Source organism: Chitinophagales bacterium (assembly GCA_017303415.1).
Taxonomy (GTDB): domain Bacteria; phylum Bacteroidota; class Bacteroidia; order Chitinophagales; family Chitinophagaceae; genus SpSt-398.
Genome location: JAFLBJ010000003.1, coordinates 147,593 through 165,953 on the forward strand (window position 1 = coordinate 147,593; position 18,361 = coordinate 165,953).

Annotated in this window: 20 protein-coding genes; 8 read left to right on the plus strand and 12 right to left on the minus strand. The window is 46.0% G+C overall.

The features are described 5' to 3' along the window. The first annotated feature begins 363 nt into the window (after positions 1-363). Together J0M30_15740 and J0M30_15745 are read left to right on the plus strand one after the other, a co-directional pair. Positions 364-1,929 (plus strand): glycerol-3-phosphate dehydrogenase/oxidase, encoded by a 1,566-nt coding sequence (locus tag J0M30_15740; GenBank protein ID MBN8668949.1) that lies wholly within the window; start codon positions 364-366, stop codon positions 1,927-1,929. Between the two features lie 77 nt (positions 1,930-2,006). After that, complete coding sequence (locus J0M30_15745) at positions 2,007-2,711, plus strand: aquaporin family protein (protein MBN8668950.1); 705 nt, start codon at positions 2,007-2,009, stop codon at positions 2,709-2,711. A gap of 67 nt (positions 2,712-2,778) precedes the next feature. Here J0M30_15745 and J0M30_15750 read toward each other — a convergent pair whose 3' ends face one another. Further along, positions 2,779-3,957, minus strand: coding sequence for an aspartate aminotransferase family protein (locus J0M30_15750; protein MBN8668951.1), 1,179 nt, complete (start codon positions 3,955-3,957; stop codon positions 2,779-2,781). 215 nt (positions 3,958-4,172) lie between these two features. On the opposite strand from J0M30_15750, the gene J0M30_15755 reads away from it, so the two are divergent. The 3 genes from J0M30_15755 to J0M30_15765 all read left to right on the plus strand — a co-directional run bounded on the left by J0M30_15755 (position 4,173) and on the right by J0M30_15765 (position 5,442). Further along, positions 4,173-4,685: a gamma carbonic anhydrase family protein gene (locus tag J0M30_15755; protein ID MBN8668952.1), complete on the plus strand. Its 513-nt coding sequence runs from the start codon at positions 4,173-4,175 to the stop codon at positions 4,683-4,685. A gap of 186 nt (positions 4,686-4,871) precedes the next feature. Continuing rightward, positions 4,872-5,066 carry a hypothetical protein gene (locus J0M30_15760; protein ID MBN8668953.1) on the plus strand — a complete coding sequence of 65 codons (195 nt, stop codon included), beginning with the start codon at positions 4,872-4,874 and terminating at the stop codon, positions 5,064-5,066. Between the two features lie 61 nt (positions 5,067-5,127). After that, positions 5,128-5,442, plus strand: a complete 315-nt coding sequence (locus tag J0M30_15765) for a hypothetical protein (protein ID MBN8668954.1) — start codon at positions 5,128-5,130, stop codon at positions 5,440-5,442. An 89-nt stretch (positions 5,443-5,531) separates the two neighbouring features. Here J0M30_15765 and rsgA read toward each other — a convergent pair whose 3' ends face one another. The 6 genes from rsgA to J0M30_15795 form a co-directional block, all read right to left on the minus strand. Further along, positions 5,532-6,449 (minus strand): ribosome small subunit-dependent GTPase A, encoded by a 918-nt coding sequence (gene rsgA / locus J0M30_15770; protein ID MBN8668955.1) that lies wholly within the window; start codon positions 6,447-6,449, stop codon positions 5,532-5,534. 68 nt (positions 6,450-6,517) lie between these two features. Next, complete coding sequence (locus tag J0M30_15775; protein ID MBN8668956.1) at positions 6,518-7,525, minus strand: VWA domain-containing protein; 1,008 nt, start codon at positions 7,523-7,525, stop codon at positions 6,518-6,520. Continuing rightward, a complete protein-coding gene (locus J0M30_15780; protein MBN8668957.1) occupies positions 7,506-8,474 on the minus strand; it encodes a hypothetical protein in 969 nt (322 codons plus the stop codon). Before J0M30_15780 ends, J0M30_15775 begins: the two co-directional genes overlap by 20 nt. Next, entirely contained in the window at positions 8,471-9,343 is an 873-nt protein-coding gene (locus J0M30_15785) for a DUF58 domain-containing protein (GenBank protein ID MBN8668958.1), read from the minus strand. Before J0M30_15785 ends, J0M30_15780 begins: the two co-directional genes overlap by 4 nt. A 49-nt stretch (positions 9,344-9,392) precedes the next feature. Beyond that, the gene (locus tag J0M30_15790; protein MBN8668959.1) at positions 9,393-9,758 is read right to left on the minus strand and encodes a four helix bundle protein; all 366 of its coding nucleotides are present in this window, start codon (positions 9,756-9,758) and stop codon (positions 9,393-9,395) included. 192 nt (positions 9,759-9,950) lie between these two features. Further along, positions 9,951-10,952 (minus strand): AAA family ATPase, encoded by a 1,002-nt coding sequence (locus J0M30_15795; protein ID MBN8668960.1) that lies wholly within the window; start codon positions 10,950-10,952, stop codon positions 9,951-9,953. Between the two features lie 95 nt (positions 10,953-11,047). Between J0M30_15795 and J0M30_15800 the strand changes: the two genes are divergently transcribed. Further along, on the plus strand, positions 11,048-11,497 hold the full coding sequence (locus tag J0M30_15800; GenBank protein MBN8668961.1) for a lipocalin family protein: 450 nt from the start codon (positions 11,048-11,050) through the stop codon (positions 11,495-11,497). Between the two features lie 5 nt (positions 11,498-11,502). On the opposite strand, the gene J0M30_15805 is transcribed toward J0M30_15800, so the two are convergent. Further along, on the minus strand, positions 11,503-13,209 hold the full coding sequence (locus J0M30_15805) for an NAD+ synthase (protein MBN8668962.1): 1,707 nt from the start codon (positions 13,207-13,209) through the stop codon (positions 11,503-11,505). 58 nt (positions 13,210-13,267) lie between these two features. Here J0M30_15805 and J0M30_15810 point away from each other — a divergent pair, with 58 nt between their 5' ends. Next, positions 13,268-14,278, plus strand: coding sequence for a hypothetical protein (locus J0M30_15810; GenBank protein ID MBN8668963.1), 1,011 nt, complete (start codon positions 13,268-13,270; stop codon positions 14,276-14,278). A gap of 43 nt (positions 14,279-14,321) precedes the next feature. Here J0M30_15810 and apaG read toward each other — a convergent pair whose 3' ends face one another. After that, positions 14,322-14,708, minus strand: a complete 387-nt coding sequence (gene apaG, locus J0M30_15815) for a Co2+/Mg2+ efflux protein ApaG (GenBank protein ID MBN8668964.1) — start codon at positions 14,706-14,708, stop codon at positions 14,322-14,324. Between the two features lie 137 nt (positions 14,709-14,845). On the opposite strand from apaG, the gene J0M30_15820 reads away from it, so the two are divergent. Next, positions 14,846-16,297, plus strand: a complete 1,452-nt coding sequence (locus tag J0M30_15820; protein MBN8668965.1) for an NADP-dependent isocitrate dehydrogenase — start codon at positions 14,846-14,848, stop codon at positions 16,295-16,297. A gap of 262 nt (positions 16,298-16,559) precedes the next feature. Here J0M30_15820 and J0M30_15825 read toward each other — a convergent pair whose 3' ends face one another. The 3 genes from J0M30_15825 to J0M30_15835 form a co-directional block, all read right to left on the minus strand. Next, positions 16,560-16,895, minus strand: coding sequence for a translation initiation factor (locus tag J0M30_15825; protein MBN8668966.1), 336 nt, complete (start codon positions 16,893-16,895; stop codon positions 16,560-16,562). A gap of 76 nt (positions 16,896-16,971) precedes the next feature. Continuing rightward, a complete protein-coding gene (gene nadC, locus J0M30_15830) occupies positions 16,972-17,832 on the minus strand; it encodes a carboxylating nicotinate-nucleotide diphosphorylase (GenBank protein ID MBN8668967.1) in 861 nt (286 codons plus the stop codon). A gap of 73 nt (positions 17,833-17,905) precedes the next feature. Further along, a complete protein-coding gene (locus tag J0M30_15835; protein ID MBN8668968.1) occupies positions 17,906-18,295 on the minus strand; it encodes a DUF4783 domain-containing protein in 390 nt (129 codons plus the stop codon). Positions 18,296-18,361: the final 66 nt, after the last annotated feature.

The following is an 18,361-nucleotide window of genomic DNA, read 5'->3' on the forward strand; positions in this document are numbered from 1 at the left end:
TAGTTTTGCCAAATGAATTTAGATGCCTATCCTTTGAAAACTGACTCACTAATGTTAACATGGGAAGAGTACTCGAAAAATAGAGGCTATGATTCAATCTAAATTAAATGAATATAAAAAGTAAATTCACTTAAGATGAAAAAAACCTCAATTATAAGGAAGGAACTAAAGTCCTTAACTGTTGACCCTAATCTCGACAAATACAAAGACAATCAACTTTTTAAAGACAAACTAAAAAAGGCAAATGAGTTCCTTAGTGCCAATGGCCTTCCTGAAAGTGAATTGCTTAAACCAAAAAATCGAAAATAACAATTCTACCATCAGTGAAATCTGTGACATCCAAGTAATCTGCGATATCAAAAAATGAACCGTAGTTCCTCCTTAAAACAACTGAAATCCGTGCCTGGCTTTGACCTCTGCATCATTGGTGGGGGTGCCACGGGTTTGGGTATTGCCGTAGATGCGGCGTCGAGGGGAATGAAAACAATTCTCTTAGAAAAGGATGATTTTGCCAAGGGCACTTCTTCCCGCAGTACGAAACTGGTTCACGGCGGGGTAAGGTATCTACAGCAGGGAAATATCAAACTGGTCATGGAGGCCCTTCGGGAAAGAGGCCTGTTACGCAAAAATGCACCTCACCTTGTAAAAAATCAATCCTTTGTCATCCCCAATTACAAATGGTGGGAAAACCCTTTTTACGGGGTAGGCCTGAAAATGTACGACTGGATGGCCGGTAGTCTGGGATTAGGTCCTTCCGAATTTCTTTCTGTGGAAGAAACATTAGCACGCGCCCCTACGCTTGACCCGGAAGGTTTGCGCGGTGGTGTTCTGTATCATGATGGTCAATTTGATGATGCGCGGCTGGCCATCCACCTGGCCATGACCGCTGATGAACTGGGGGCCATATTGATCAACCATATGGCCGTGACGAAATTGATCCATGAAAATAAAAAGGTCATTGGCGTGATTGTACGGGATGAGTTTTCACCCGCGAAAGAGGAAATGGAGATAAGGGCAAAATGCGTGGTAAATGCAACGGGTGTCTTTACCGACTCCATTTTAAATATGGATGAACCAGGTGCTGAACCCATTATCAGTCCAAGTCAGGGGATACACCTGGTATTTGACCGGGAATTCCTGGCCTCGGATACCGCCATCATGATTCCACGTACCGACGATGGGCGTGTATTGTTTGCAGTGCCCTGGCACAACAAGATCATTGTTGGCACTACCGATACCCCGGTTGAAAAGGTCAGTGATGAACCCATTGCCCTGCCGGAGGAAGTGGATTTTGTATTGGAGCATATTCGCCGCTATCTCAGCAAAGACCCTTTACGGGAAGATATCCGAAGTGTATTTGCCGGTTTGAGACCCCTGATCAAAGGCAATGCAAAATCAACAGCAGCACTTTCGCGTGACCACCATATCTCCATTTCCGATTCAGAACTGATCACCATAGCTGGTGGTAAATGGACCACCTATCGCAAAATGGCTGAAGATGTGGTTGACATAGCCATGCATAAGGCTGGGGTAACTGAAAAAGAATGTGTAACCCGACAGCTCCGGATACATGGGTACCAGGAAGATATTGACCTGCATGTTCACGGTTATTATTATGGGACCGATGCAGAAAAAATTGCTACAATAATTAAGGAAGACGTCACATTGGGTGAAACGATTCATCCCTCCCTGCCCTATACCTTTGCCGAGATCGTTTGGGCCGTACGGGAGGAAATGTGCATGACCCTGGAAGATGCCCTGAGCCGGCGAACACGGGCACTGTTGCTGGATGCCAAAGCCGCGATTGAAGCCGCTCCCAAAGTTGTGAGGGTAATGAGTAAAGAATTGTCCCTTGATAAAACATGGGAAACGGAGCAATTGGCAGCTTTTAAGGATATTTCAAGAAATTACTCAGTTGATACATTATAATATTTCTAAAATACAGTTTCCCGCTGCGCTCGCAAAGAAGCGCGGCGGACGCTGCGAGAAACAATAAAAACTAAAATATGATTGGTGAATTCTTTGGCACTCTGTTGCTCATCCTCTTAGGAAATGGCGTAAACGCCAACGTTGTTCTTACCCGCTCAAAAGGCAACAATAGCGGTTGGATCGTCATTGCGTTTGGTTGGGCTATGGCCGTATTTATCGGAGTCTATACGTCTATCAAACTCGGGGGCAGTGGGCATATCAACCCGGCTATAACAATTGCGTTGGGATTATTTCAGGATTTCGACATCAATCAGGTACTGCCTTATATTGGTGCCCAATTTGGCGGCGCTATGATTGGGTCATCCATGGCCTGGCTCGCCTATAAACAACATTTTGATATTACGGATGACAAGGACCTTCAACTCGCCGTATTCAGCAATTCTCCTGCCATCCCCAATACGTTTTATAACCTTATTACCGAGATCATTGGCACTTTTGCCCTGGTATTTGGCGCCTTGAGTTTTTCACCAGCATCCTCTACCCTGGGTTCGCTGGATGCCTTGCCAGCGGGATTACTGGTGCTGGCAATCGGCCTCTCCCTCGGAGGCCCAACCGGCTATGCCATCAATCCCGCGCGTGACCTTGGTCCGCGCATCATGCATTTTATTTTACCCATAAAAAATAAAAGAGACAGCAATTGGGGGTATAGTTGGATACCTGTTGTGGGACCAGTGATTGGGGCATTGCTGGCTGCCTATATATATAGCCAGTTGGGTGGATAGAAGATAAGGAACAAGAAACAGAAAATGAGAAATGAGGAACCTGCCTCAAGCAAACAAATTGAACTTACTAAAACGCGCAAGATTCAACTATTTGTTTGGCAGCCTGGTTGATTTCATCCGTTGTTATTGTCAAAGGCGGAGAAATGCGTAAACACTGCGGAGCAAATAGAAACCAGTCCGTTAATACACCCCGTTCAATACATTTATCAATTACGGCCTTATTTGTTTCGAAGGAATCAAATTCAACCGCCATCCATAGGCCAAATGACCGGACGGCTTTTATTTTCGGGTGAACAAGCAGGCTACGAAACAAGGATTCTTTTTCTGATACCTTTTTTATCCAATCCTCACTGAGCAATAATTGAAAGGCAGAAAGCCCGGCAGCACAACTAAGCGGGTGACCACCAAAGGTGGTTATATGTCCCAATACCGGATTCCCGGTGAATTGATCCATCAGGGTTTTATCGGCTATAAAAGCACCCAGGGGCAAACCTCCACCCAGTGCCTTCCCCAGTAACAGGATATCGGGGTGAATACCAAAATGCTCAAAACCCCATGTCTTTCCGGTACGACCAAACCCGGCTTGTATTTCATCCAGTACCAGCAATGCTCCGGTTTCATTACATTTTTCCCGAAGTGCTTTCATCCAGGCAATATCAGGAGCTTTGATTCCCGCTTCCGCCTGCACGGTTTCGGCAAATACCGCGGCCGTATCGGCGGTTATCCTTTCAAGTGAAGCAGGATCATTGTAGACAAGGTGATCAATCCCGGAGAGCAAGGGCCGAAAGGCATTTCGCCAGTATTCATCACCCATTATACTCAAGGCGCCCTGGCTGGAACCATGATAGGAATGATTGAACGCGGCGATCCGTGTGCGCCCGGTCACACGCTTGGCAAGTTTCATCGCCCCTTCAGTGGCCTCTGTTCCTGAATTGGTAAAATAAACCGAATTGAGCGAGGCTGGAAGTTGGGAAACAAGTCGCTCCGCATACTGTACCTGTGGTGATTCAACAAACTCGCCATATACCATGATATGCAGATAGGCATCCAACTGAGTTTTTATAGCCTCAACAACCTTTGGATGCCGGTGTCCGGTATTCGCCACACTGATCCCACCAATCAAGTCGATATATTCCTTTCCATTCTTATCAAACAACTTACACCCCTCCGCCCGTACGATCTCCATGGCCAATGGCGTCGGAGAGGTTTGAGCGATGTGTCGAAGGAATAGTTCGCGCTGAGACATGGGGGTTGGGTGTTGGTTGTTGGATGATGGATGTTGGATGTTGGATGACGGTTGTAGGCAAAAAGGTTTTCCTTTACAAAAATCATTCAAAGTTAAGCCTAAATTAATTTACTTTGCAACACCCGTTATCCAACATCCAACATCCAACATCCAACATCCAACATCCAACATCCAACATCCAACATCCAACATCCAACACCTAACACTCAACCCCCATGGCCCTCATTCTCCCCGTTCAAGGTAAGTCACCCAAGTTTGGTCACAATTGTCATATTGCTCCCAACGCAACCATAGTTGGAGATGTGGTCACTGGTGACCAGTGTAGTTTTTGGTTCAATGCCGTTATACGGGGTGATGTGAATTTTATTAAAATGGGGGATAAAGTAAATGTACAGGATGGAGCCTGTATCCATTGCACCTACCAGAAATGTGGTACCACGATAGGTAATAATGTGAGCATCGGTCACAATGCCATAGTACATGGATGTACCCTTCATGATAATGTGCTGATAGGTATGGGTGCGATTGTAATGGACAATGCGGTTGTACATAGCAATACGATCATCGCTGCCGGAGCGGTGGTATTGGAAAATACCATCTGTGAAAGCGGGAGCATTTATGCCGGCGTACCGGCAAAGAAAGTAAAGGATATCTCCCAGGAACTGATCCACGGCGAGATTGAACGGATCGCGAATAATTATGTGAAATACGCTTCCTGGTTTAAATAGGTGATTACACGAATTTTAACGAATAGGCACGAATGACACGGATATTTGGCCTAAATAATTGATTCTCTATGTAATTCGTGCAATTCATGGTAATTCGGTATAAATCGTGTCATCTGCCTCACCGTAATTCTACCTTTCTCAAACAAGATTTCCTTTGTAAATTCGTTATACCTAAAAGGAAAACCCATGAAGACCATTCGTATTTTTACTTTCAGTGCTATCCTGTTATTTAGCCTTTCATCCTGCAAGGTTTGGAGCAGCATTTTCCCCCCAAAGTATGGATGTCCGACGAATGGTAAGAATGTAGGCGCGGAGAAATTGGCATCGGGTGATCCTGCCGCAGAAAAGGCGGCCCGAAAAGCGAAGAAGTTCCGATCATAAAAGGCCTTTTGCCTTTAAACTTTGGTCCTCTATCCTGTTCAAAGCCATAAAACGTACAACTATGAATTCAAATCTACGCGTTGCCCTTGGCTGCACTGAAGCCATTATTGATGATGATGGAGGATTGAAGAGGTTTTACCAGATCACCGACATCCTCAGTCGCAGTTTCCACATTCGTTTTACCCGCAAGGAAGATGATTTTGATACCATTGACTGGGAATTCAGTTTTAATGGACATCGCCTCACCCTGCACTATAACATTTATACAGGTATCTCACTCTACCCCTCCCGTACAAAAGATGCTGATAAAGCGGAAAACAATGCGGTGGTGGAGTTGGCCAATGGATTGACCCAACGGTTGGAAGTGGCCTGCTAATAGAGGTCGATAGACGGGAGACCGAAGTCAACTCCGGTCTCTGGACCCCGGACTCTGGACTCCCGACTCCGGACCACTCACAAAAAAACTTAGCTCGCCAGAGAATTCAGAATATTGAAATACGAGGCATATCGCTCCTCATAGATTTGCCCCTGTTCTACCGCTTCCTTGATCGCGCATCCAGGTTCATTTATATGAAGGCAGTTGTTAAAACGACAATGACCCAATCGTTCGCGCATTTCAGGATAATAATGTGACAACTCCTGCCGAGGCAAATCCACGATCCCCAATTCACGCAATCCAGGCGTATCAATGACCGCACCTCCAAAAGGCAGATCGAACATTTCAGCAAAGGTCGTCGTATGTAAACCTTTCCCACTCCACCCACTAACTTCCTTTGTCCTTAAACCCATATCGGGCAGCAATCCATTGATCAGCGATGATTTCCCCACTCCGCTATGTCCGCTGAATAAACTCACCTTATTTTTTAGCAATTCACACAAACCCTCGATCCCCATTTTTTCTTTTACACTGATCAAAAACAGGCGATAGCCGATCGACTCATACATTTTTTTCCATTGTTCAAACTGTTCCTGCTCTTTCTTTTTATACAAATCAGCTTTGTTAAAAACAATGACCGATGGCACATGATACATCTCCCCTACCACCAGAAAACGATCGATAAACCCCTGTGAGGTGCGTGGCTCCTTCAGGGTGGCAAATAAAATGGATTGATCCAGGTTTGCAGCAATGATATGATGCTGGTTCTTGAACCGGGGCGATTGCCGGTTAATGTAATTTCGGCGGGGAAGGATCGTATTGATCACCGAAGTATTCTCAATGTCGCTTTCCCGTTCCATTTCCACCCAGTCCCCTACAGCCAATGGATTGGTAGACGTAATATCATCTATCTTGAAAACGCCTTTTATCCGCGCCTGGTGAAAATGGCCGGAAGCATCTTTAACCGTGTACCAGCTTCCCGTAGAGCGATAAACAACGCCTTTGATCATAGATCGAAAGTAGGCATTATTGAGTATTTATTTGTATAGCGGTTTCGCGCAGCGCCCCTATTCTCTCAGGGAAACTTTCGGAAAATAGTATACCGCAACAAGATCTCGAGAAAAAGGAATCCCAATGCAAATAATATAAAAATTGGAAAATGTTCCCGGATACGTTTAAAAGATACCGCTTCGATCTTTACTTTCTCCATTCGATCGATCTCATCGTAGATCTTGCTTAACCCGGCTTTATCGCGGGCCCTGAAATAGTCCCCACCTGTCTCCCGGCCTATTTTCCGCAATAATTCTTCATCCAATAGCGGACTATTGCTGCGTTTGATCGCCCCCTGGATGGTCTTTTCCTCCACGGCGGCATACCCTTCAAGGGCCATCCCGATCGTGTACACTTTGATCTGCTGTGAGCGGGCAATATCAAGAGCTGTCAGGGGATCAATAAGCCGGTCCTCGGTGGGCTGTTCTTTTCCATCCGTGAGCAGAATTACAACTTTACTTTTTGCTTTGCTCTCCAGCAAGCGGGCGGAAGCGGTCGCCAGTCCTTCACCGATCAGGGTTCCATCCTGAAGCATTCCGCTTCGCAGCGAAGCCACCTGGGTGAGCAGGGTGTTCTTATCAGTTGTGAGAGGAGAAAGGGTAAAACTTTCTCCTGAAAAAATTACCAGTCCGATCTGGTCGATAGGTCTTTGCCGTATAAAGTCAGCCGCCACTTCTTTGGCTACCTCAAGCCGGTTGGGTTGAAAGTCGCGCGAGAGCATACTCCCGCTTACATCTATACAAAGCACAATATCGATTCCCTGTCCACCTTTAAGTTGTTCATCATTTCTTTCCCGAGGTCTTGCCAGAGCAAGAATGAGCGCCGCCATAGCCAATAACCGAAGCAGAAACAAAATATGCCGCCAGGTAGCTTTTCCCTCGGTTCTGCCAAAAGAAGCCACGGAAGTAACCGGCAACGAGGATGCACTTCGTCCACTCCGCTTTACATACCAGAAAATAAACAGGGGGAATAGCAGAAACAGCCCAAAGACCCAGGGGTATTCCCAATTGATATTATTTAGCCAGGTTGGCATGGGCCTCCATTTTTAGGGTGATCTCCTCCACTGTCCTTATTACATCACGGGTAATGCCCGCCATCTGTTCACGGTCCTCCTGTGTAACTTCTCCTTTGGCAAATTTTACCAATTCCCCCTTCTCCCATTGTTCCTTCCAGGCTGTTAGCTGGGTGGGAGGAACCGATAAGGCTTTCAGCCATTGCTCCAATTGAACACCGGTTTTCTCTCCGGCTTCCATACCAATGCGCCGGTGAAGATAATTTCGGAATAAGGCAGTGAGCTGAACATAATAGGCCTTGTCTGCCAGTTTTGCCTTTTCAATCTGCTCCATTTCCCGAAGGGTTTCAGCTAATATATCCACCCTGGGTGCCGGACGGGCTACTGGTTTTTTTCTTCGAAAGAAATAAAGCACCACGAAAACAAAGAGGGCTACAAAGGCGAGGATACCGGTAATGATAATCTTCCAATCCCATACTTTCTTTTCCACCACCTCTTCGTTCATCACATCCCGGACATCGTGATAGGGCTGACTGGTATCCATGGGTGAGAAAACGACTTCGACCGGTATGGAATCTGTAAAAGGGCCTTCTCCTTCCACCAAAGGGAAAGCCGGTATCACCCATTGGCCAGAATCAAAACTGGTGAGCGTGAGGCGTTGGCGAAGAATGGTTCCATCGGTTGTATTCAGGGTATCCGGTGAAGGTTTGTCAATGAATTCAAAATGAGGAATGGTGTCAATGGAAAAAAAACGGATCGCCGCTGTTTCAGGGATAGACACTTCCAGCTCAAGCTGAAGCCGCTCTCCGATCAGGATCGTTGATCTGTCCACCCTTGCTTTGACCGATACAGCCTGCCCTTGTGAATACCCCGAAAGCCACATCAGGGTCAGGAGCAGGATCCCTGCCCTTCGGAAAAAATGCTGTTCGGTCATTCGATTCGGTTGGTCATTCATTCGGTGGTCATTCATCGGTTGCGGCTTAAAAAGAACCGCTGTAATACGCGAACATAATCCTGGTCCGTCCGTACATGCAGCAGGTCACATCCGGCTTTGGAAAAAACCTGTTTACTATACTCGGTCACGCGGAAGAATTCCTTTTCAAAGTTCTGCCGTACCCGTTTGCTGTCGCTGTCTACCCATTGCTGTTCACCGGTCTCCAGGTCTTTTATCTCCAGCAATCCTGCCTTGGGTAATTGCATATCCATTTTATCATATACTTTGATCCCGATGATATCGTGCCGGCTGCCGGCTACACGTAGTCCATCCTCATACCCGGAATCAATAAAATCACTCAACACAAAGGCTATGCTTTTTTGCCTTGTAGCGTTGTTGAAACGACGCAAGGCCGTTGATAATCCGGTGGATTTTTTCTCGGAATTCATCGTCAGCAATTCCCGTACAATAAACAAAGCATGTTCCCTTCCTTTCTTGGGTGGAATGGAACGTTCCACTTTATCACTGTAAAAGATCACTCCCACTTTGTCGTTGTTGTTAATCGCAGAAAAAGTAAGTACAGCGGCCAATTCCGTTATAATGTCCTTTTTTCGGGCATGTACCGTACCAAATAAAGTACTCGCACTGATATCGATCATTAACATGACCGTCAATTCCCGTTCTTCTTCAAACAATTTGCTGTAAGGATGTCCAAACCGCGCGGAAACATTCCAATCAATAAACCGGATATCATCTCCCGCAGCATATTCGCGTACCTCTTTAAAGGACATGCCCTTCCCCTTGAAAGCACTATGGTACTCTCCAGTAAAAAGGCTGCTCGCGAGTTTTTTACTTTTTATCTCGAGCTGCCGGACTTTTTTTAGTATCTCAGTGGTAGTCAGCATTATTCTTGGATGTCGGATGTTGGATGTTGGATGTTGGATGTTGGAAATTCTATTTTAGAGATGCCGTATTATAATGCCTAATAAGGCCATTTAAAAGTCTTTTTATCATTTCAATCTTATTTAAAATTTTACACTCCTCTGGTTTATTAATATACCCTATGAAACCACTAAGTCTAATCTGAGTATCTAACTCATAAAGCGACCCTCGAGCAATACTCAAAAAATGAATTGTTTCGTTTTTATATTGCCGACCTATGCCCTCAGCTATATTTGAAGGTATAGATACGGCGGATCTTTTTATTTGTGAAACAAGGATAAACAATTCATCTTTCGGATATTTTTTCAGGATCGTGTATACCTCTTTGGCCAATGCCATTGACTCATTCCAGACTTCCAAATTTTGAAATCCAAGCATTCTTTCTTTCATAATCAAGGATAGACAATCCTCTAATACATTTCAAATCTCCGTCACGCTATTTTCCTCAATAAAATAAGGTTTTTCCCCATCCAACATCCATCATCCATCATCCAACATCCGTCATCCAACATCCGTCATCTGTCATCCGTCATCCGTCATCCAACATCCGCCACCCGTCATCCACCCCCCCTACGGCACCTTCACCTTCCCAACAATCTCCTTAACCACTTTCTCCACATCAACGCCTTCCGCTTCTGCTTCATAGGTCAATCCTATTCTGTGACGCAGTACATCCAAACAGATCGATTGAACATCTTCCGGGGTTACAAATCCGCGTTTATGCAAAAAGGCCTGCGCTTTGGAGGCTAATGCAAGATTGATGCTACCCCGGGGAGAAGAACCATAGGCGATGAGTGGTTTTAAATGAGCCAGACTATATTGATCCGGGAATCGCGAGGCAAATACGATCTCCAGGATATAACGCTCTACTTTTTCATCCAGGTAAATTTGTCGCACAAGATCACGCGCCTGTGCTACTTCCTGTATAGATACAACCTGTCGGATCGATGGTACATTTAATCCCTGCACATTCTGCCGCATGATCAACTGCTCTTCCTGCATGGAGGGATAGCCAACAATTACTTTCATGATGAACCGGTCTACCTGTGCTTCGGGAAGTGGATAGGTTCCTTCTTGTTCAAGCGGGTTTTGCGTCGCCAGCACCAGGAAAGGCTCATCCAGCTTGTAGGTGGTATCGCCGATGGTTACCTGTCTTTCCTGCATGGCTTCCAATAAGGCGCTTTGCACTTTTGCCGGTGCGCGGTTGATCTCATCGGCCAATATAAAGTTGGCAAAAATGGGACCCTTCCGTACCACAAATTCATTCCGTTGCTGGTTATAGATCAGGGTACCCAATACATCCGCCGGCAATAGATCAGGGGTGAATTGAATCCGACTGAATTTTGCATGAATGGCCTGGGAAAGTGATTTGATCGTAAGCGTTTTTGCCAGACCCGGAACCCCCTCCAATAATACGTGCCCATTGCTGAGCAACCCGATCAGGAGACGGTCAAGCATATACTGCTGTCCAACGATGATTTGCCCTACCTCTTCTCTCAACCGGTCGGTGAATTGGGCTGATTGGGCAATGCGCTGACTTAGTTGTTTGATCTCTTCGGCGGATTTATACATGAAAATTAGTTGTTTATGATAAATTTCCACATGAACTGCAAATACTTTGCCGAGTTGTGGTCAAATTTTCTATTTTTATCGATCAATTAAATACCATGCGAAAACTCCCGATCCTCCAATTTTTGCCGACCCTTTTTCTATTGATCCTTCTTGTTGGTTGTAAAAAAAATTCCGAACCCAAAACCCCAGAAGATATGTTGAAAAATGGGGCTTGGATCCTGGTAAGTGCTTCAGCCAATGGTACAGACGTGACTTCAGTTATCCCAGATTGCGTAAAGGATAATGAAACCACCTTTCAGGGTGCCGGTATCGGATTTACGCTTGAAAAAGCAAACGTCTGTTCCCCAAGCTATGAAACTAATTTCACCTGGACATTACAAAACTCCAATACCACGCTATCAATGAGCGCCACTTTAATTCCTGGTGGTTCAGGGGTCTTTACCGTTGTAACCCTCAACGAAACAAATCTGGTACTTTCTCAGGAATCCTCATTGATTCCATCCCCAACACCTGTGACGGTGGTCGCCACTTTCAGGCATCTTTGAATAAATTAAGAAAGATACTTCCCAACGATCGGCACCCTTCTTCCCACGCCAAAGGCTTTGGCACTGACACGGATGATGGGGCAAAACTGATTGCGTTTATACTCATTTGTATTGACCAGTTTCAATACCCGGTTCACCAACACCGGATCATATCCTTCGGAAATGATCTCCCTGGGTCCTTTGCGTAATTCAATGTAGTTGTATAACACCCGGTCGAGTATATCGTACTCAGGTAAACTGTCACTGTCCTTTTGATTGGGCCGCAACTCCGCCGAAGGGGCCTTGGTCAGAATGGATTCGGGAATCAACGCGCGATCGCGGTTGATCCTCTTCGCCAGGGCATAGACCTGCACTTTGTACAGATCGCCCAATACTCCAAGTCCTCCTGCCATATCTCCATACAAGGTACCATATCCAGTAGCCAGTTCACTTTTATTGGAAGTATTCAGTAAGATATAACCAAACTTATTGGCCAGCCCCATAAGCAGGTTGCCCCGGGTACGACTTTGAATATTCTCTTCCGCTACACTAAATGGCCGGTCTTCAAATACAGGTTTCAGTGTACTGAGAAAGGATTCATAGATATCCCGTATCGGGAGTATATGATACGGATTATCGAGGTTGCGACTAAGGGTTTCGGCATCGCTTACCGAATGGCCCGTGGAATAAGGTGAAGGCATCAATACCGCCGTAACATTCTCTTTGCCCAGGGCTTCAACCGCCAGGGCCAGGGTCACCGCGCTGTCTATACCCCCCGAAGAACCCAATATGGCTTTTTTGAAACCCATTTTGAAAAAATAATCCCGGATACCCAATACCAGTGCCTGATGGATCTCTTCGATATTTTTTTCATTGGTCAGATAAGCGAGTATATCCTCACCTTTGCCTACTTCGGCTGCCGAATAATAATAGGGTTCTTCTTTTATTGCCGTTTTCTTCCCTTCTACACGACTGAGTTCATCCAGGTCGAATACGGCAAAGTCCTCTTCAAAATATTTCATCTCCTTTACCTGCCTTCCCTGGATATCATAAACAAGACTACCTCCGTCAAATACGATCTCTGTTTGAGACCCCACGGTATTACAATACAACATGGGTAACTGATACCTGATCGTATGTGCCTTCACAATACTGTTCCGTACAATATCCTGAGCATAATTGTAGGGGGAGGCGGAAAGGTTGATCATGACATCGGGACCAAAAGCAGCGAGTTTTTCCATCGGGGTGATCCGGTACAAAGGATTATCCCCCATGTTCCAGATATCCTCACAGATGGTAACCGCGAGTTTTTTGCCTTTGAACGCTACCACCTGCCAGTCATAGGCCGGTTCAAAATACCGGTATTCATCAAACACATCGTAGTTGGGCAGGAGCGTTTTATGGATCTCTGCTTTGATCTCTTTTTCATACAAAAGAAAAGCGGCATTAAAAAGGTCTTTGCCTTCCTTGCGGGGATTGCGTGCGGGAGAGCCCACCAGTACACCGATCGTATCGGCCTCTTCCCGGATCTGATCGAGGCTCCGATAACAGGCTTCAATGAAATCATGAAACTCCAGAAAATCACGGGGTGGATACCCGCAAATGCATAATTCGGAGAAAACCACAAGATCGGCTCCGGCCGCCTTGGCCTCACGTATTCCGGCGATGATCTTATCCCGATTGCTGTCGAAATTGCCAATATGATAATTTTGCTGGGCCAGGGCGATCTTCATGTAACAAATTTACAGCAATGGCAGACAACAATATTCGAATCACCATCGTTTACGAACCATGCAAAAACTGACCCTTTTTCTCCTTAGCTCCCTCCTGTTCCTGGCCTGTAATGATCGGGATAAAGACCCTGACCTCAAAGGCATTAAAGTGAATATGCCGGTGGAACGGTTTGAGCAAAGCTTTTTTGCCATTGACAGCAACCAACTGATAGATGGTTTAAAGGGGGTCATGGCCAAATACCCCGATTTCTATCCGGTTTTCATGCGGAATATCCTGGGGGTTTCGGGCAATCCCGAAGAAGAGGCCACCCAGCAGGTATCCCTCATGTTTTTAAGGGGGTATGCCTCCGTGGAGGATTCACTTGGGCAAAAATTTGGTGATTTTAAAAAGAACCAGGCCGAGATTGAGACGGGCTTCAGTTACCTGAAATTCTATTTTCCCGAATACCAGCCCGGGAAGCTGATCACCTTTGTCGGACCCTTTGATGCACCGGGTGTAGCCCTGGTTGATAAAGGACTCGCGATTGGATTGCAGCAATATGCCGGTAAGGATTTTTCGGTGTACCAGGTACTCGACGAACAACAATTGTTTCCTAAATACATTTCTCGTCGTTTCGAACCTCAATACATTCCGGTTAGCTGTCTCAATGCAGCGTTGGGCGAATTGATTCCCGACAGCACCGTCGGCCGCCCCCTGATCGAACAGGTGGTGGAAAAAGGGAAACGTTGGTACCTGCTTGATAAATTACTTCCCAAGACCGAGGATTCAATTATTACTGGGTATACCCTGAAACAACTGGCCTGGTGCGAGCAAAATGAAGGGAATATATGGAGCTACCTCACCCAAAACGAAAACCTCAATTCCATTGATCCGATAGTGATACAAACCTATATCGGCGAATCGCCCTTTACCCAGGGTATGCCTGAAGCCTCCCCGGGAAATATCGGACAATGGATCGGGTGGCAGATCGTGAAGAAATATGCCGCAGACCACAAAACAGATTTGCGTGATATCTTAAAGATGGATGCAAGGAAGTTGCTGGAAGAGGCGAAGTATAAGCCGAAGTAAGGGGGGGTGGAGGATAGATGACGGATGACATCCCTCAAACACTTCAATTCCCCTTAAACGGAACAATCATTTCAAAAGCCGGGATATTCACGTCAAAAAACTGTCCGGTATTGACATTCTCCATTTGGTAGGTTCCACTCATGCGGCCCATTTCAGTGCGAAGATTGCACCCACTCACATACGAGTATTTTTCACCTGGCTGAAGTTGAGGTTGTACACCCACTACACCCTCTCCTTCCACCTCGCGGTAGCTGCCATTACTATCGAAGATATGCCAGTGGCGACGGTGTAGTTTAACGGGGAAAGTGTTGTGATTCTCCATGGAAATGCGGTAAGCAAACATGAACTCCGATTGGATCGGGTTGCTGTAATCTGCCTGATAAAAAGTCTCCACACAAATCTCCACCCCTTCTGATATTTTGCTTACCATAAGTATGGCTTTGTGTAAAAATATAAAAAATAATAGGGTTTTCACCCTTCTGTCTATTATACTCGGAATTTTATCGACAACCCCTAATTTTGACCCCGGATTTGCCCTTTATAATCAAAATTGTTAATAAGTATTGTATGAAAATAGCCGTAGCCAAGGGAGATGGGATCGGACCGGAGATCATGGACGCCGTACTCCGCATTTTTGACGCCAATAAAGTACCCCTGGAATATGAATTCGTAGATATGGGGAAATGGGTATTTGACAAGGGATTTTCGAACGGTATGACCGAGGAAGCCCGCGATACGATCGAGAAACTGGGGATGTTGTTCAAAGGACCCATGGAAACGCCAAAAGGTAAGGGTGTAAAAAGTATCAATGTTACTGCCCGCAAGACCTGGAACACCTATGCCAATAAAAGGGTTTTTCAAACCCTGCATGGCGTGGATACAGTTTTCTCCAAGGCCGGAATCCCGATTGACATCACAGTGGTCAGGGAGAATATTGAAGATACGTATGGTGGGATCGAACATATGCTTACGCATGATGTGGCCCTGAGCCGTCGCTTTATCACCCGACCCGGATCGGAACAAGTGATCAAATATGCCTTTGAAATGGCCCGGAAAAAGAATGCGCGCCGGATCACCTGCGGACATAAGGCCAATATCATGAAGATCACCGATGGACTTTTTCTGGAAATATTTTACGAAGTGGCCAAAGATTACCCGGGCATCAAGGCAGATGATGTGATCGTGGATGACCTCTGTATGAAACTGGTTACAAGACCCGACAATTTTGATGTCGTCGTGCTGACCAATCTGCAGGGTGATATCGTATCTGATCTTTGCGCAGGATTAGTGGGTGGACTTGGCTTTGCCCCCTCCGCAAATATCGGCGACCATATCTGCATCTTTGAGGCCGTACACGGAACTGCCCCGGATATCGCCGGAAAGAATATCGCCAACCCCACTGCTTTGCTGTTGAGTGGTATCGCTATGTTGCACCATGTTGGCCTGACCGAAAATGCTGCCGTCATCGAGAATGCCTTGCTTTATACCCTGGAAAGCGGGGTGCATACGGGAGATTTTGGAGACAAAAGCATACCGCCTGTCAATACCACCCAATTTGCAGACGCCATCATTGGTAACCTGGGCAAGAAACCAAAAGTTATGCCCCGGGAGGTGATCGCCAATATGCCGGGTACCCCTACCCCGTTGAAACTGGATAAAAATTCCATGATGGTTTCAAAAGAAAAAACACCCGAACATATTGTTGGAGTTGACCTGTTTATTGAAAGTGACGAACAACCCGAGGTCATTGCCGCCAAATGCCTGCGGCATGCCGGTGTTAAATTCAAATTGATCAGCATTAGCAACCGGGGCACACAGGTTTGGCCCACAGGTTCACTCTATACCAACCTCGTTAACCAATACAATGCGCGCTTTGAAAGCATTGACGGGGAACCCCTGTTTCAACAAGATGTCATCGGATTGTATGTAAGCATGAGCGGGAACTTCAAGATCTGCTCATTTGAATTGCTCAATCAGTGGGATGGCAAGAAAGCATATAGCCTGGCACAGGGTCAGTAAATTTTTTACTTGTGTTTGATCAAGAATACATCGACTTTTTCCCCAAAAACAGGGATTGGCATATTATTGGCTAAGAAATAACAAACACAGCCGGCGCTAACCCCGTTTTCTAAAAGCCGTTGATTTCCTTTGAAGAACACCATATAGTAAAGGTCTGATAACGATCTGAGAACCAATAGGGTAACGCTCGAATGAGATTTCCCCTATGCAATATCCTAAAGAAGTCCCGCCTCAGCGGGATTTTTTTTTGCGGGTATCTGATCTACCTGCTTTGGGTATATCCATTCTTCTGCAACCACTGAATAACCTTTGGACGCTGATCGCCCTGAATAATAATTTCACCGTCTTTAGCAGAACCACCGGTGCCACAATGGTTCTTTAATTTCTTTCCCAGTTCTTCCAGGTCATCCGCCTTTCCCACAAACCCGGTGATGACGGTGACCGCTTTGCCGGCGCGGTGCTTGGTTTCAAGGCGAATACGCAATTTTTGCTGTGCAGGCACAAGGGTTTCCAAATCCGGTTTTTCTTCTTCAAAAGAAAAACCTGGATCCGTGCTATACACAAAGCCCCTGGCATCTGGTTTATTTTTCTTCCCCATGCATTTTTCATTTTCCGTGAATGCTGTGTATTCCGTGAGCCAATTTTCTCACGGAAAACAGGAAATACACAGATGGTTATACGACAATTGCTTTTAAACTCAGGTCCAGACTTTTGGCCTGATGGATCAATGCCCCCACACTCACATAATCAACCCCGGTGGCGGCATAGGTTGTAATATTCTCCAGATTGATCCCGCCGCTGGCCTCTGTTTCAAAATCTCCCTGGATAACCCCAAGCGCCTCGCGGATCTTCTCGGGAGTGAAATTATCCAGCATGATCCGAAATACCTTGCCCTTCCCTACGGCCACAACTTTTTTTACATCCTCCAGAGAGCGTGTTTCCACCTCGATCTTCAGGTCTTTACCCGAATTATGTACATAGGCATGCGCCTTCTCAATGGCCGCTTCAATTCCCCCGGCATAATCAATGTGATTATCCTTCAGCATGATCATATCATAAAGCCCAAAGCGGTGGTTTACACCCCCTCCGATCCGGACGGCTTCTTTTTCCAATAACCTGAAATTCGGAGTGGTTTTACGGGTATCGAGTACCCTGGTGTGGTAACCCTCCAGTTTCTGTACGTATTCCCGGGTGAGCGTCGCGATCCCACTCATTCGTTGCATGCAATTCAATACCAGTCGCTCACAGGAAAGAATGCTGTGTACAGAAGCTTCCACCTCAAAGGCTTTTTCCCCGGGCTGCATCGCCTCCCCGTCCTTTTTATACGGGTGAAAAACCGATTGGGGATCATGATACTGAAATATCTTTTCGGCTACTGCCATACCGGCCAGGATGCCTTCCTGCTTGATCTTGAGCACCGCCTTTCCCCGGGCTAAAGGGGAAATACAACTCAGGGTGGAGTGATCCCCTTCCCCAACATCTTCCGCGAGGGCGGAGACCACCAAATGGATCAAGGATGAATCAAAGGAACTCATGGCGCAAAGCTATCAAAAAAGGATCGCCCCGCGCGATTGGCACGGGGCGATTAAAAAATTACTCTTCTGTTTATTACTGTTGCTGTATCCTTAATTCCTGGATCAGCATCTTGTCATTCTTATTCTTCATGAACACATTCACCCGGTAATTTCCGCTCTTTGTTTGGAGCGTACCGATGCAATACTGACTGTTGTTTCCATCACTCTCCCCTTTGTGCTTTACCTCAAAGGTTTTGACCCCGGTTGTGGCAAAGAAATCTTTCAGGATCAATTCTGCCTGACTTTTGCTGTAACTGTTGCTTTTGTCGGGCATGGTGATATCCACATAGGCATCAAAATACCGGGCCAGGTTGGAACTGTTTCCAGATTTCAACGCGCCGATCACACTCTCTATTCCACTTTGAAGGGTAAAAGAGCTGAGCGTAAAGAGCAGCACTACACCAACTAAAGGTATTTTTTTCATGTTCTGATGGTTTTCATAAGGATTTAATCGAAAAACATGCCATACTAAAAAAGGGGCGTATGGGGA